General features: G+C 52.8%; 9 protein-coding genes and 3 pseudogenes. 3 read left to right on the forward strand and 9 right to left on the reverse strand.

The window, feature by feature from the left end:
* Nucleotides 1-170: 170 nt before the first annotated feature.
* Both DO97_RS31560 and DO97_RS19575 read left to right on the forward strand, forming a co-directional pair.
* Nucleotides 171-1,804: pseudogene (locus DO97_RS31560) on the forward strand (glycosyltransferase family 2 protein).
* 223 nt (nucleotides 1,805-2,027) lie between these two features.
* Nucleotides 2,028-2,970: pseudogene (locus DO97_RS19575) on the forward strand (glycosyltransferase family 2 protein).
* On the opposite strand, the gene DO97_RS19580 reads toward DO97_RS19575, so the two are convergent.
* From DO97_RS19580 to DO97_RS24205, 8 genes and pseudogenes are all read right to left on the reverse strand, one after another.
* The gene (locus DO97_RS19580; protein ID WP_052128982.1) at nucleotides 2,967-3,599 is read right to left on the reverse strand and encodes a hypothetical protein; all 633 of its coding nucleotides are present in this window, start codon (nucleotides 3,597-3,599) and stop codon (nucleotides 2,967-2,969) included. The pseudogene DO97_RS19575 and the gene DO97_RS19580 overlap by 4 nt on opposite strands.
* 91 nt (nucleotides 3,600-3,690) lie before the next feature.
* Complete coding sequence (locus DO97_RS19585) at nucleotides 3,691-6,348, reverse strand: MGH1-like glycoside hydrolase domain-containing protein (RefSeq protein ID WP_036536791.1); 2,658 nt, start codon at nucleotides 6,346-6,348, stop codon at nucleotides 3,691-3,693.
* Nucleotides 6,349-6,487: 139 nt separating this feature from the next.
* On the reverse strand, nucleotides 6,488-7,057 hold the full coding sequence (locus DO97_RS19590; protein WP_036536794.1) for an NADPH-dependent FMN reductase: 570 nt from the start codon (nucleotides 7,055-7,057) through the stop codon (nucleotides 6,488-6,490).
* 17 nt (nucleotides 7,058-7,074) lie between these two features.
* A complete protein-coding gene (locus tag DO97_RS19595) occupies nucleotides 7,075-8,172 on the reverse strand; it encodes a VOC family protein (protein ID WP_036536796.1) in 1,098 nt (365 codons plus the stop codon).
* Nucleotides 8,173-8,225: 53 nt separating this feature from the next.
* Nucleotides 8,226-9,074, reverse strand: a complete 849-nt coding sequence (locus tag DO97_RS19600; RefSeq protein WP_036536799.1) for a hypothetical protein — start codon at nucleotides 9,072-9,074, stop codon at nucleotides 8,226-8,228.
* 7 nt (nucleotides 9,075-9,081) lie between these two features.
* Nucleotides 9,082-10,663: pseudogene (locus DO97_RS19605) on the reverse strand (GMC oxidoreductase).
* 39 nt (nucleotides 10,664-10,702) lie between these two features.
* Nucleotides 10,703-11,509 (reverse strand): MIP/aquaporin family protein, encoded by an 807-nt coding sequence (locus DO97_RS19610; RefSeq protein ID WP_036536801.1) that lies wholly within the window; start codon nucleotides 11,507-11,509, stop codon nucleotides 10,703-10,705.
* 440 nt (nucleotides 11,510-11,949) lie between these two features.
* Nucleotides 11,950-12,120, reverse strand: coding sequence for a hypothetical protein (locus DO97_RS24205; protein ID WP_156120684.1), 171 nt, complete (start codon nucleotides 12,118-12,120; stop codon nucleotides 11,950-11,952).
* Nucleotides 12,121-12,249: 129 nt separating this feature from the next.
* Between DO97_RS24205 and DO97_RS19620 the strand changes: the two genes are divergently transcribed.
* The gene (locus DO97_RS19620) at nucleotides 12,250-13,107 is read left to right on the forward strand and encodes an Rpn family recombination-promoting nuclease/putative transposase (protein ID WP_036536806.1); all 858 of its coding nucleotides are present in this window, start codon (nucleotides 12,250-12,252) and stop codon (nucleotides 13,105-13,107) included.
* A 16-nt stretch (nucleotides 13,108-13,123) separates the two neighbouring features.
* Here the strand turns inward: DO97_RS19620 and DO97_RS24210 are convergent.
* A partial coding sequence (locus DO97_RS24210; RefSeq protein WP_193365097.1) for a beta strand repeat-containing protein occupies nucleotides 13,124-14,875 on the reverse strand: 1,752 nt, incomplete at its 5' end.

Raw genomic sequence — 14,875 nt, forward strand, 5'->3', positions numbered from 1 at the left:
TCCTGGAAAAATTTGCTGCTTTTAAAACTCAGCAGTCTGTACCGGCGATCGCCCCTTCCCAGGCTTACACCTGTCTCCATTACTACCTTCCTGAAATTCCCCTAAGTCAAGATTTTCTCTATTATTCCTGGTTGATTCGGAATTATCCTCGGTTGACAGATTTAGAGCGAATGCGATCAACGTTGCCAGCGCTGCGATCGCCCATCATTAGCATTCTGATGCCCGTCTATAATACCCCAGAGAATTATCTCAGAGCCGCGATCAATTCCGTCTTAGCTCAAGTTTATCCTTGCTGGGAACTCTGTATTGCGGATGATGCTTCAACCGTACCTCATATTCATCAGATCCTCAAGGATTACGGTGAACAAGATCCTCGCATTAAGGTTGATTTTAGAACCGAAAATGGCAATATTTCTCGCTGTTCTAACTCAGCATTGACACTGGCAACGGGAGAATTTGTTGCCCTTCTCGATCATGATGATCTTCTCACCCCTGATGCTTTATATGAAGTCGTCCTGCTGATAAATCAGCATCCTGAGGTCGATTTTGTCTATTCGGATGAAGATAAAATTGATGATCATTACCACCTGAGCCAGCCCTACTTCAAAGCTGACTGGTGTCCCGATTCGATTCTATCTCGGATGTACACTTGTCACCTGGGGGTCTATCGCAAATCCCTGGTGGAGGAAATTGGTGGTTTCCGGGAAGGCTTTGAAGGGTCTCAAGACTATGATCTCGTCCTCCGCCTCACCGAAAAAAACCCAGCATATTTTCCACATTCCCAAAGTTCTCTACCACTGGCGGATTCATGGAGCCTCGACGGCAAGCAGCCTAGACAGTAAGAGCTATGCCACCGATGCCGCAGTGCGGGCACTCTCAGAAGCGCTCTCCCGCCGCCAAGAACCTGGTTTGGTCGTGAATGCGCCGGGGGGGTCATGCGATCGTCCGCTACTATATTCAAAGTTTTGATCGCGTCTCCATTATCATTCCCACCAAAAACTTAGGCCGAGTGCTCCATCAATGCCTTACGTCTATTTTTGAAAAAACCACCTATCCCAACTATGAAGTGATTGTCATTGATAACGGCAGCACAGAAGCAGAAACCGCCCAGGTGTTGAGTCAATGGTTAACCTTAGAACCCGAGCGATTCCGCAGCTATTCCCTCGATATTCCCTTTAACTTTTCCAAGTTGAATAACTATGGCGTCGAGCAAGCTCACGGGAAGTATCTACTATTCCTCAATAATGATACCGAGGTGATTACCCCAGACTGGATGAATGCCCTGGTAGAACAGGGACAACGGCCAGAAATTGGTGCGATTGGGGGGATGCTGCTGTATCCAGATAACACGATTCAACATGCCGGAGTCATTGTTGGCATTGGTGGCGTTGCCGGACATAGCCATAAACATTATATTGCCAATGACCACGGCTACTTTAACCAAATCCAAACGGTGAATAACTACTTAGCGCTGACCGCAGCCTGTCTGTTGTGTCGGCGAGACGTGTTTACCGCAGTCGGAGGCTTTGAAGAGCAACTAGATATTGCATTCAATGATGTGGATCTGTGCCTGAAAATAGTGGAGAAAGGCTATCGTAATCTCTATCTGCCCCACGTGAAACTCTATCACTATGAATCAAAAAGTCGTGGCTATGAAGACACCCCCGAAAAACAATTGCGCTTCCGTCAAGAGATTGAGTATATGCAACAAAAGTGGCAGCACTTCATTGAACATGACCCCTGTTATAGTCCCCATCTAACTCGCCATCGGGAAGACTATGGCATTCGGGAAATGGTTCGTTAGTGTCCAGAGCTTGGAGCTGACGGAAGCACCGGTTTCATAAGGAAACCAAAATTATTCAGCCAGGGGAAAATGCATGGCTCCTCGATCGCGAGCCGGAGCTGAGATCGCTGCACTTTCCCCCGCTGCATTCGCCACAGTGGGGGATTTTTACCGGAGTCAGAACCGTCTGGAAAGTCTTCTTGTTATATTTTGCAGGGGAGCCACTATCAAGTCAGGGGCAATTGTGTTCATCAGCGTTGTCATTCCTACCTATAATCGTCGAGCCATTTTAGAGAAATGTTTGGTTGCCTTAGAGCAGCAGCACCTCAGTCCCGATACCCCGATCTCCGGGTATGAAGTGGTGGTGGTGGATGATGGTTCCACCGATGGCACCCTTGAGTGGCTGGCACAACAGCGGGGAGTATTTCCCCATGTGCGGTGCTTGCAGCAGGATCATCAAGGACCCGCTGCGGCTCGCAATTTAGGGGTGACCGCCGCGATCGGAGAGACGATCATTTTTATTGACAGTGATTTAGTGGTGACGGCAAGCTTTCTCCAGGCCCATGCCGAGGCACTGGTGCAGGGACAGCAAACCTTGGGGAGAGATCGCCTCTTTACCTATGGGCGCGTGATTAATACCTGTAATTTTGAGCATCCCACCTCGGAACCCTATAAGATCACTGATTTTTCGGCAGCTTACTTTGCTACCGGAAATGTAGCGATCGCCCGTCACTGGTTAGAAGCAGCGGGATTATTTGATACCCAGTTTCACCTCTATGGCTGGGAAGATCTGGAGTTGGGGGTGCGCTTAAAGCACCTGGGGTTAAAGCTGGTGAAATGCCCTGAGGCCGTGGGTTATCACTGGCATCCCGCCTTTCACCTGGAGCAAATTCCCCGGATGATCGATCGGGAAATTCAACGGGGGTCGGATGGGGGTGCTGTTTTATCAAAAGCATCCTACCTGGGAAGTACAAATGATGATTCAGATGACCTGGATTCACCGCCTACTCTGGGGGCTGCTGTCCCTGGGAGGGCGTCTGAATGAACACACCATGGCTCCCCTGCTGCAATGGTTAATTGACCAGGGCCAACCCCAACTAGCCCTGGAAATTGCCCGCATCTTTCTCAATTGGTATAACGTTCAGGGAGTCTATGCCGCCTATGCCGAACGGCAACCAACGGCCTAACGACCGCCACTGGCATTCACCCCATAGGCCAAGGCCGCCTGTTGTTCCCGACTGAGACGGTCAAAGCCAAAACAGGCGATCGCCAGCGGTAGAATCTGAGCCTTGGTTAATAAAACCGTTTGTCCCTGATGATCTCGCAGGGAGATGGTGTCATTGTTCACGATCACCTGATAGCGCAATCGTTGATCTGGGGTGACAATGTCGAGGCCATCGTCCCTGACGTTAATCCGATAAAGGGGTTGATTGTCGCCCGTTGCTAAGGTGTAATCACCATCGGGCTGACGACGCAATATCAGCAGGGCTTGGGATTGATCAGCGGTTTTGACCGTCCAAGTCCCAGATTGGCTGATCACATAGCCGAGGGGTTGATTTGCCGTATCCTTGATTTTTATCTTGCCGCCCTCCTCTGCCTGTAAACGGACGAGTTCTTGCTCGGAGGCATTGAGCAACGTTCCCCCATCCCCCAGCAGCTTTAGGGTCAATAAAGTCTCGCCCCCTTCCTGCTTCAGTTTGATCGTCTGGGTATCGCCCACGGATTGGGAAACTGACTCTGGCGGGGCTGTGGCAGACAGGTTGGGGCGGGAGGGCAAAGGATGACAGGCGGTCAGTATCAACAGGATTCCGATCAAACGACTCCTGAGCATAGGGTGAATCATTGGCTGTAACCACGTTGAACGGCGCTCTCAGGAATTTGGGAATTCCCAGGGGAGTAACCCGACGCTAAGGGGACTGGTTGCCAACCTGCTGAATCAGTTTAGCCACTAGACCCGTCCAGCCAGTTTGGTGGTTAGCCCCCAGTCCTGCGCCATTATCCCCATGGAAATATTCATAGAACAGAATCAGATCGCGCCACTGGGGGTTGGTTTGGAATTCTGGAATCCCGCCGTAGAGAGGGCGATGCTGCTGGCTATCTTGGGCAAAAATGCGGATCAACCGCTGGGATAGCTCTTGGGCAATCTCCCAGAGATTCATCATTTTGCCTGATCCGGTGGGACACTCCAGTTGAAAATTATCGCCAAAATAATGATGGAACTTTTGTAGAGACTCAATTAGGAGAAAATTCATCGGGAACCAGATGGGGCCGCGCCAATTGGAATTGCCGCCAAACAGGCCGCTACTCGATTCCGCCGGTTCGTAATCGACCCGATGGGGTACCCCATCGACATAGAAAACATAGGGTGCCTCGGCATGACAGCGGGAAACCGAGCGAATACCGTAATCGCTGAAAAACTCGGACTCATCCAGCATTGTCTGGAGAATCCGCCGTAGTTTCTCAGGGTAGCAAATTGCCAGTAGCCGTCGTGACTCTAGGCCACAGGCTTCCACACAGGCGACATTCCGGGTCAAATCGGGACGATGGGCAATAAACCATTCCACACGCTGCCGAAATCCGGGCAATTTCTCTAGAATCTCTGGTTCCAGGGTGGCAACTGCAAACAGGGGAACCAAGCCCACCATCGAGCGAACTTTCAGCCGCACCGAGTGACCATCGGGCAGCCGCAGCACATCGTAATAAAACCCATCCTCCTCATCCCAGAGTTCCGTGGACTCAGAGCCGATTTTGTTCATGGCATCGGCAATATAGAGAAAATGCTCAAAGAATTTGGTGGCAATATCCTCATAAACAGGATTTTCTTTGGCAAGTTCCAGGGCAATGGTGAGCAGGTTCAAGCAGTACATCCCCATCCAACTGGTGCCATCTGCCTGTTCAATATACCCACCCGTGGGCAGTTGGGCACTGCGGTCAAAGACGCCGACGTTATCCATCCCCAGAAAGCCGCCTTCAAAAACGTTGCGCCCTTCCCGATCCTTGCGGTTCACCCACCAGGTGAAGTTGAGCATCAGTTTTTGAAACACCCGCTCTAGGAACTGGCGATCGCCTTGACCGCGAAGTTTTTCCTCAATCTTGTAAACTCGCCAGGTTCCCCAGGCGTGAACGGGGGGGTTGACATCCCCAAAGGCCCATTCATAGGCAGGGAGCTGACCGTTGGGGTGCATGTACCACTCACGGGTGATGATGTCCAGCTGATATTTGGCGTAATCTGGGTCAATCATCGCTAGGGGAATGCAGTGGAAGGCCAAATCCCAGGCAGCAAACCAGGGGTACTCCCACTTATCACACATGGAGATAATATCCTGGGCATCAAGATGCCCCCACTGGTGATTCCGGCCTTGCTTCCGTTCCGGCGGTGGGGGAAATCCATCGCCTTTAAGCCAGGTATCGACGTAGTAATAGTAGTACTGCTTACACCACATCATGCCAGCAAAGGCTTGCCGTTGAATATTCCGTAAGTCTGGACTGAGGGAGGCCGGTGCCAGTTGTTGATAAAAGTCATCAGCTTCTTGCAACCGAGTCCGAAAGGTTTGAGCAAACTCACGGTCAAAGGGAGATGGCAGATCCGCTGCCTTGCTGAGACGCAGTTGCACCACCTGAGTCTTTGTGGCGGGAATTTCTAACTGATAGTGAGCCGCAACCTTGGTTCCCTGCTGTTTAGGGTTGACGGCGGTGGTGACTCCGTTGACAACATAGTCGTGGATGCCGTCTTTGACGTAGGGGGTGGGATTTTCAGTCCCAAAGAGTCGCTGGGAATTAGTCTCATTCTCTGTGAACAACAGGGGCACGGCTGCTGCATCGCAACGCTGGCAGTAGAGGGTATAGTCCCCCAGTTCAGCATGCTGGACGTGGACAACGCTGACCCCTGCTTGGGTTTGCCCCTGGTGGAGCTGGGGTTTTGGCGATCCGGGCTGCCAAGACCAGGTATTGCGAAACCACAGGGTGGGCAAGAGAGCCAGGGATGCGGTTTCTGGGCCATGATTGGTGACGGTAATTTGAATCAGGAGGTCTTCGGGGGCGGCTTTGGCGTACTCCACCACCACATCGAAGTAGCGATTGTCGGCAAATACCCCGGTATCTAAGAGTTCAAATTCTGGAGCCAGCCGTCCTCGTTGCCGATTTTCTGCGGCTAACCAAGCGTAAGGGAATTCTGCCTGGGGATATTTGTACAGGCATTTCATGTAGGAATGGGTCGGGGTGCTGTCCAGATAAAAATAATAATCCTTGGGATCTTCCCCGTGATTGCCCTCCGAGCCCGTCAACCCAAAAATTCGCTCTTTGAGGATAGGATCGTTGCCATTCCAGAGGGCGATCGCAAAACAGAGTCGTTGCTGATCATCGGCAATCCCGGCAATGCCATCTTCTCCCCAGCGATAGGCACGGGAGCGGGCTTGATCATGGCTAAAATCATCCCAAGCGGTGCCATAGGGACTGTAATCTTCCCGAACGGTGCCCCACTGACGTTCGCTCAAATAAGGTCCCCACTGCTTCCAAGGGGTTTTTTGGGTGCGGGCGGCTTCTAAGCGGGCAATCTCTGGCGTCATAGTCAAACCTTGAGGAGGTGGAAATGGATCACGTTTACCTGTCCAAGGGGTGCAGGTTCAAACCAGTAGGTCGGCAATTGCGATCAACGAGCTGGAGGTCACTCAGGGACTGGGGTTAAGGTCAGTAAGGTCAGTGCCGTTAGGGTAACGGAATCTGTTCTCGCCCGTGGCGGAGGGTGGCGGCCATCCAGACCAGTTCTGTTAAGAACCGATCGCAGCGGCGCACATAGGCTTGATCCAGTAGATTGCCCGACGGATCAAAGAGGGTCTTCACCTCCCCAAAGTTGAGGTCGGTAACAATGGTGACCAACCCCAAGGCCTTGAGCACGGGTAACAGCGACTCAATCACCCGCACCCCGCCAAAACCACCCACGGAAACGCCACAAAGCCCCACTGCTTTTCGGGTGTACTCTTTGTAATTACTGTCCAGGGCGTGTTTCAGTAGACCGGGGTAACCGTGGTTATACTCTGGGGTAACAATAATCAGGGCATCCGCTCGTGCCATCGCGGCGGAGAAATGGGGATGTTTAATTGCTTCTCCGGCATCCAATGTGGACAGTGCTAACCCTCGCACGTCAATCAATTCTGTGGTAATTCCTGGGCGTTTGGCCACTTCCCCTAAGATAAATCGGGCCACTGGCTCACTCATGCGTCCTTGGCGAGCCGTTCCCAGGAGGACAGGAATAAATAAGGATTGATCGGTAGACATCGCTGACTCCTCAGACACTATTTCTCAACAATCCGCAGGGGATGACCATCGGGATCTTCCACCAACAAGGCTTTTTTGAAGCCCAATGAACCATCGGCGATCGCCACCACACCGGGGGAAATCAACCGATATTGACCGGCACGTAACTCGGGGAGCAGTGCCTCTAAATGATCCACCACCAGGGTCGTTTGCCAGTTGATTAAATCATTGGAACGGGTTGCTGCTGGCTTGGGACGGCCCCCAGGGGGGGCGAGATATTGCAAAAATTCTACCCCAATCCCCCCAGCAGCCCGGAGAGCAGTAATTTGAAGTCTGGCACCAAAAACGTTGTTGAGATGTTCTTGCTCCGTGCCATAGTTTTCACTGGCTCCAACCACTTGTAAACCCAACAGATCCCGGTAAAATTTGCGACTGATGTCCGTATCCGCAACCACAATCGCCGTGTGATCAATCCCCAAAAACAGCGCCTGGGTGGGTTGTTGCCAGCGGGGGTTCCCTTTCCCAGGGGGGAATTTAATCAGCTCTAGATGATGACCATCCGGGTCCTGAAAATAGAAGGCTTCAATGCCCCCCGCATTCGGGTTCCAGTCTGGTAAGCGCTGGGGGCCGGAGGAAGCATGTTGCACCTTAAACTGACGCAGCCGCCGGTAGGCTTGCTCTAGGTCCTTGACCACAATGGCAATATGCTGGAACCAGTGATCATTGCTTTTAAAGTCCAAGGGCAGGGGCTTGCCCTTGGGGGTCAGAAACTCGGTTAGCTCAATCCCTTCCTCACCCAGTTGTAGCTTTACCACTCGCAACTTCAGGTGCGGAACTCCCTCCAAGCGATCGTAAGTGGCTCCTGACCGCACCTGATCGGAGCGTTTTTCAAAGGTCAGTACCTGGGTATAAAAGGCGATCGCCCGCTCCATGTTAGACACCGGAATTACCACGGGGCCGATGGATTGAACCGTGGTGGCGCGGATTTGGGGAACCGCTGCGATCCCCACGGTCTGAGGTTGCAGGCGTAATTGCAATCCAGTAGAGATTTCGGGCAGCTGGCTCCCGAAGGCGATCGCGGTTCCCGTTCCCAGGGCTAAGACGACACGAGCAAGGATGGAAAATCGATTCAACATGGAGGTAGGTGGGGCGCGAGTCTAGGGGAGGGTCAGGGGATTCAAGTCCGTACTTAGCTCAACAACACCTGGGCACCCTGAAAAGCCGTGGTGAGAAATGCCTGAACTGGGGCAGCGCGGTCAGGGACAGCGAGTTGGGAACCTCTGAGCACCGCACCGACCCAGGACTGCGTATGCCAAAAACCATTGCCAGATAAGGGGGGGAGGGGGGATTTATCCACTGGGTAAGGCCAGGGTGTGACGTACCAGTAAGGTTCGTTGTAGCTGCTGTCCCCCGGCGAAAACCCCAGCCCCACGGACTTGGGTTCACCGTTTTGGGTGCCGGGGAGCGAGACCAGGGTAGCCATATCAAAGTGATGGGGCCAAATCCTTACAGGGGAGGCATTGGGGGTGGTGGAGACGATGGCGGTGAGGAGTTGCGCCGTATTGCTGTAATAGTCGGCAAAGGCTTGCAGGGCTGCGGTCTGAGAAAGATCAAAGTTGGCACCCTGGGCGATCGCATGGTCGGGGAAATCAGGGGGGTAGGTGAGGGGCACCAGGGTTTGGGTCACCCCCAGTTGAGCCAGTTCCCGATTTAACCAGTCGAATCCTGCGGCGAGGGTCTGCTGGTCTAAGTCCAGGGCCGCGATCGCTACGCCTTGGAGATCCCAGATCATCACCGTCAAGGTGGAGGGATGGAGGGCGATCCGAAACGGTGTCTGAGCAGGAATCAAGGCACCGACAAAGGCCGATTGATCCAGATCCCAGGAGAGGCTGGCTTGGCTGGCATCGGGTTGGGCGGGAGTCAGAGTCTCCCCTGCTGCCGCCACCAACTGCACCGCGTAGTGCAGTTGGAGTCTTGCCTCCGTGAGGTCTGAGGGGGAATGTTCCCCTATTGTTTTCCAGGTGATGTTTTGCATCATCGTCTCCTTATTTCCAGCGATCGAGGAGGTGATCCCCCACCCGCAGGGCATTGGCAATAATGGTCAGGGTTGGATTCACTGCCCCACTGGAACAGAAGAAGCTGCCATCGACGACATAGAGATTGTCAATATCGTGGGTACGGCAGTTGAGATCGAGGACGGAGGTGGTCGGATCTTCCCCAAAGCGGCAGGTGCCAACCTGGTGGCCGACCCCATCTAGGGGCAATTTCCCCGTATAGGTTTTCCCCGCACCCACGAAATAGGAACAGTTGGGCATGATTTCTTGACCGCATTCAATGGATTTGAGAATTTCAATCCAGCGTTGCTCTAGGCGATCGTAGGGTTCAGTGTTGTTCTCGGTGTAGTCGAGAATAATTTTGTCGCCATCGACGCGGATGCGGTTCTCGGGATCGGGGAGGTCTTCAACGGTCAGCCACCAATCGATGGAATGGGAGGCCACCTGCTCTGGGGTCAGGGGAGCATAGGCTTCCGCATTGCCTTCCAAGGCTTCTTTGCTCACCTTGCCCAAGGTTTGAATTTGTCCCAGGGGGTAGTCGTATCCGTCTTCCCCCCAATAGAAGTCGTTGATGGAGAGGGTTTTCTGAAAGGCTGTGGGGTTGGGCTGTTTTGAGACACCAATCACCGATCCCAGCACATGTTTCATAAAGTTGCGCCCCAAAAGCCCGGAGCTGTTGGCCAGTCCTTGCGGATGCTGCTCGTTGGCAGACTTGAGCATCACCACCGTGGAATTAATGGCTCCACAGGCGATCGCCACCAGATCTCCCGAAAACTGCTGCACCTGCACCGCTCCCGATTCAGGATCCCGGATCTCAACCTCCACTCGGTCGATGGCGCGTCCAGAAGGGCTCGTGAGTAACTTCAGCACCTTGGCCTCCGTTAACAGGGTGACATTCGCCTGCCCCATCCAGGGTCGAACCACACTCACTTCGGCATCTGATTTGGCATGCACCAGGCAGGGAAAGCCATCGCAGGTATTGCAGCGAATGCATTCACTGAGATAGCGCTGGGCTTCATTCAGCCGAATCCCCACGGGGGTATGGTAGGGATGCAACCCCTGCCCTCGGAGGATATCAGAGATTTCTTGAATCCGAGGTTCATGGCTGACGGCAGGATAGGGATATTCCTGGCTGCGAAAGGGTTCTGTTGGATCTTCTCCACTCTGGCCATGCACCTGATAGAGGGTTTCAGCTTCGACGTAATAGGGTTCAAAGTCTCGGTACTTCAATGGCCATGGGGGGGGAGATGCCATCCTTGTGGGCGTAGGCTTCAAAGTCCTTTTCCCGGAGGCGAAAGAGGGCGGCACCATAGACCTTGGTATTGACCCCCCCACAAAGTAGCTCATGCCGGGGTGTACTTCCTTGCCGTTGCGGTCGTACCAAACTTCCGGATGGTGGTAGCGATCGCTGTTAAAAACAGTCTTGGTATCCCAGTTGGCCTTTTCCCGAGGCAGGAAAGGTCCCCGCTCAAGAACCAGAATTTTCTTACCACTGGTAGCCAGACGATAGACGAGGGTTACCCCCCCCGGCTCCGGTGCCAATCACAATCAGGTCGTAGTGGTTTGTGCTCACCGTTGCTTCTCCCAAAAAATGCGTTGCATGGCCATGGCATCAGTCTCCAGTGGGGGTTTCAGGGTAGCGATACTCACACCGAAAAATGCAGCGAGTGTGGGTATGGTGGTTGAGCTTGGCACAGGCCACCGCCCGGAGTCCTTTGAACCGGACGTATACCTCCGCCGCCAGCAGCATCGCCGCTGGGGGGACTAACAGGTACATCCAAAAGGCAGTCCAGATGTGGGCTGGCAAGGCCGAGGCAAAGGTGCGGGCGGGGTTCATGCCAAACCCCGAAAGGGGAGCCTCAAAGATCACATAGAGGCATACCAGGCAACCGGCGAATACCCCCGTCCAGCGTCCCAATTTGGGGGTATTGCTGACCATCAGGATCGTCATCATCATGCAGAAGGCAATCACCGCCTCCCCCAGCAGCGCCAGTCCTAAGCCTGCGGCTCCCGGCACGGTGACAATGTGATTCACTGGGGGGTGGGTGAAGGCAGCACCCAGGATTAAGATTGCCAACCACACTCCAACCAGGCCACCCATAAATTGCGCCAGGATATAGAAGACGGCATCCCAGGGTTTGATCTTACCGAGACGGTAGAAGGTCAAGGTGACGGCTGGATTAATGTGCGCTCCCGACTGCTGGCCCCAGGGAGAATAAATGATCGCGATCGCAGTTAATCCCATGCCGATGCCGATGCCAATCAAGCGCAGGAAAGGATCGGGCAGAGCTTGGTGAACTGGGGAGTCCTGGTATTCAAAGACGACCGTGATCACCCCCGCCGCTAACATAAAGAAACCCAGTCCAGCAGCCTCCATTAAATATTCGGGCCAGTGTTCTTGGAAGGCTTTGCAGATCATACTGAATCACCTGTTGTCAAGCCGAATCCGGCATTATGCACTCAATGTCAACGGTGCCATAGGACTCAAGCCTCTGAGCAACCATGCCCGGCACCGGATCTGCTTCCCTGAACTTGTAATCGCTCCAGGACAGGTCGTCTCCAGGTAGTTGCTTGGATTATTGAGGCTAGGCAGCTTCCACGCCTAGGTATGATCAAAAAAATTCATTAACAGACAAAAAAACTTAATGTTTAGTTTCTACCGAAACAACCAATAGCCTCAAGTTGAGCAGCGTTTCGACGGTCTCTACTGTAAATCTCTTCTTTGAAGATTTGCTGAAAGGTATCTGAGAAGTCGCTGAGTCGAAGATTCCGCTTCAGGAACGTCCTTCCTTCATCAACAGATGCCGTAGCCACAGCCAGAACCTCAGCGGGGAGTTGCACGATGATGCCAAGTTCCGGCTAGTTGCTGAAGGGCGATCGCGGAGTCGGGGAAATCGGGGGGGAGCCAGGGTCTACTGATGGAAGTCCAGGGCGGCGATCGTTCCGCCTTGGAAATCCCAGGTCATCCCCGTCAAGGGCGATCGCGGTATTTTCTCCAAGGGTGGAGCTATTTTGTAAAACATTTAACAATTTTTCTCGGCGATCCGAGTTCGTTCGTAGAGTCGTCGAGTTCTGAGGTCAAATCTCCAGCCTTGATGGGTGCATGGGCGACCATCGTAAACACCAGGGTTCAACTTCGTCATCTGCTAAAATCTGCCCATGTTTGATAACACCTGTAAGTTCCTGGCAGAGAGCTTTCCTGAAGATTTTGCATCCTGGTTGCTGGGGGAACCGATCACCCTCACCTCACTGAGTCCTTCGGAACTGTCGATCGAGCCGATTCGTGCAGACTCGCTGATTTTACTTGATTCAGATGAAGTCATCCTCCACATCGAATTTCAGACTCAACCGGATTCCACCATGGGGTTCAGGATGGTGGATTATCGCCTCAGAGTTTTTCGACGGTTTCCTAAAAAGCAAATGCGACAGGTCGTAGTTTATCTCACCCCATCCAATTCTGAACGGGTTCAAGAGACTGTGTTTGAAATTCCAGGGACTCGTCATGAATTTGAGGTCATCCGCCTCTGGGAGCAACCGACTCAACCGTTTCTAGAGTCAAGGGGGTTGTTACCGCTGGCTGTGCTGACGCAAACGCCGGATCGAGCACAAACGCTACGGCAGGTAGCAGAACGGGTGGAGACAATTTCAGAAACCAGGATACAGAGCAATGTAGCAGCCGCTGCGGGGATTTTGGCGGGGTTATTATTGGAAACAGATGTGATTAATCAGGTGCTTCGGAGAGACATCATGCAGCAATCAGTGATTTATCAAGAGTGGCGAGAAGAAGCTCTTCAAGAAGGCCGTCAAGAAGAGGGGTTAAATCTTGTCTTGCGTCAACTCAACCGTCGCATTGGCCAGATCAGCCCTGTAAGTGAATCCCAAATCCGCGCCCTTGCTCTCAACCAACTGGAATATCTGGGTGAGGCACTGTTAGACTTTTCCAGTGCCGCTGATCTAGATACATGGCTGCGATGGTCAGAGGGCAATCTAGCAACCGGGGAGCAGCTACACCAATGACCATCGCCCCAAACCTTTAGATGAACTGGAAGTAGCTATCCGTCAGATTCAAACCTGAGACATCCTTAACAATGCCCACCAACTCATCCACCACCTCAACCTTGTAGATCGCCGTGCCTGAGATGCCGCCAATCGGGGAAGCTGCTAAGACATAATCACTGGCAACACCACTCAGTTGAATCACATCAAGGGCTGTGCTGAAATCGGTAATTAATCCATAATCAGCGATCCCATCCGTCGTCGCATTGCCATCGTTGTAAAACCCACCTAAGACAAATAGGTCACTGCCAGCACCGCCCGTGAGAGTGTCAATTGAGCCGATTCCCAAGTCTCCACTACCTGCCCCAGTAAGGGTATCGGCATCATCGCCACCACTGAGATTGTCACTCCCATTCCCCCCCACAAGGCTATCTGCTCCCACACCTCCAGTCAAACCATTATTCACACTGCTGCCAATCAGGGTGTCATCAAAGGCAGATCCACTCAGGTTCTCGATATTACTACTAAGTACATCCCCTGCGGCATCGCCACCACTCCCGGTGCCCGTACTCAAGTCAACTAAGACACCTGAACTAGAATCACTGTAAACTGCGGTATCATCGCCATCTCCTCCGTCGAGACTATCCGCTCCTGCTCCTCCTGTAAGGCTATTATTACTACTATTCCCGAAGATAAGGTTATCAAGGGTGTTGCCTGTGCCGTTAATGGCTGCGATCCCTATCAGGGTGAGATTCTCGACATTAGCACCAAGGGTGTAGGTAATGGTGGACTGCACGGTGTCAATGCCTGCACTGGCACTCTCCACAACCACATCGCCAGCAACATCCACCACATAGGTATCGTTATTCAGGCCACCCACTAGAGAATCTGACCCAGTGCCACCATCTAAGATGTTGTTGCCATCGCCACCGATTAAAGAGTCGTTGCCAGCATCACCCGTGAGATTGTTAGCAGCACTATTCCCGAAGATAAGGTTATCAAGGGTGTTACCTGTGCCGTTAATGGCTGCGATCCCTGTCAGGGTGAGATTCTCGACATTAGCACCAAGGGTGTAGGTAATGGTGGACTGCACGGTGTCAATGCCTGCACTGGCACTCTCCACAACCACATCGCCAGCAACATCCACCACATAGGTATCGTTATTCAGGCCACCCACTAGAGAATCTGACCCAGTGCCACCATCTAAGATGTCGTTGCCATCGCCACCGATTAAAGAGTCGTTGCCGTTTAAACCCAGCAGCGTATCATTACCAGTCAAACCCTCAATGGAGTCGTTGCCACTGGTACCTGTCACCAAGTCAGAGTTGCCAGTGCCACGGGGAGTGCCAAACACTACATAGTTCTGGCCTGACTTACTACCATTGGGGTCAGCAAAATGAGCGCCAATAATCAGGTCATCAATGCCATCACCGTTTACATCCCCAGCACTGCTGACTGATTGGCCTGATTCGTCACCTGCATTTATGCCATTAATCGCAAAACCATTGGCACCATTGAGGCTGGAAAGATTCAGAGTGCTGCTGAAGCCACTGGTAGTGCCAAAGACCACATAGCTCTGGCCTGAACCTGCATTGCCATTGGTGTCAGCACCATCAGCCCCAATAATTAGGTCATCAATGCCATCGCCATTTACATCTCCGGCACTGCTGACTGAAGTACCTGAGCGGTCAAGCGAATGAATGCCATTAATTGCAAAGCCATTGCTGCCATTGAGGGTAGAGAGGTTCAGGGTACTGCTGAAGCCACTGGTAGTGCCAAACACGACATA

The organism is Neosynechococcus sphagnicola sy1, assembly GCF_000775285.1.
Lineage (GTDB): Bacteria > Cyanobacteriota > Cyanobacteriia > Neosynechococcales > Neosynechococcaceae > Neosynechococcus > Neosynechococcus sphagnicola.

What these genes read in the sequence shown, in the direction of transcription:
- DO97_RS19585 (WP_036536791.1), bottom strand. Translation starts at nt 6,348, where the DNA reads ATGACGCCAGAGATTGCCCGCTTAGAAGCCGCCCGCACCCAAAAAACC.
- DO97_RS19590 (WP_036536794.1), bottom strand. Translation starts at nt 7,057, where the DNA reads ATGTCTACCGATCAATCCTTATTTATTCCTGTCCTCCTGGGAACGGCT.
- DO97_RS19595 (WP_036536796.1), bottom strand. Translation starts at nt 8,172, where the DNA reads ATGTTGAATCGATTTTCCATCCTTGCTCGTGTCGTCTTAGCCCTGGGA.
- DO97_RS19600 (WP_036536799.1), bottom strand. Translation starts at nt 9,074, where the DNA reads ATGATGCAAAACATCACCTGGAAAACAATAGGGGAACATTCCCCCTCA.
- DO97_RS19610 (WP_036536801.1), bottom strand. Translation starts at nt 11,509, where the DNA reads ATGATCTGCAAAGCCTTCCAAGAACACTGGCCCGAATATTTAATGGAG.
- DO97_RS19620 (WP_036536806.1), top strand. Translation starts at nt 12,250, where the DNA reads ATGTTTGATAACACCTGTAAGTTCCTGGCAGAGAGCTTTCCTGAAGAT.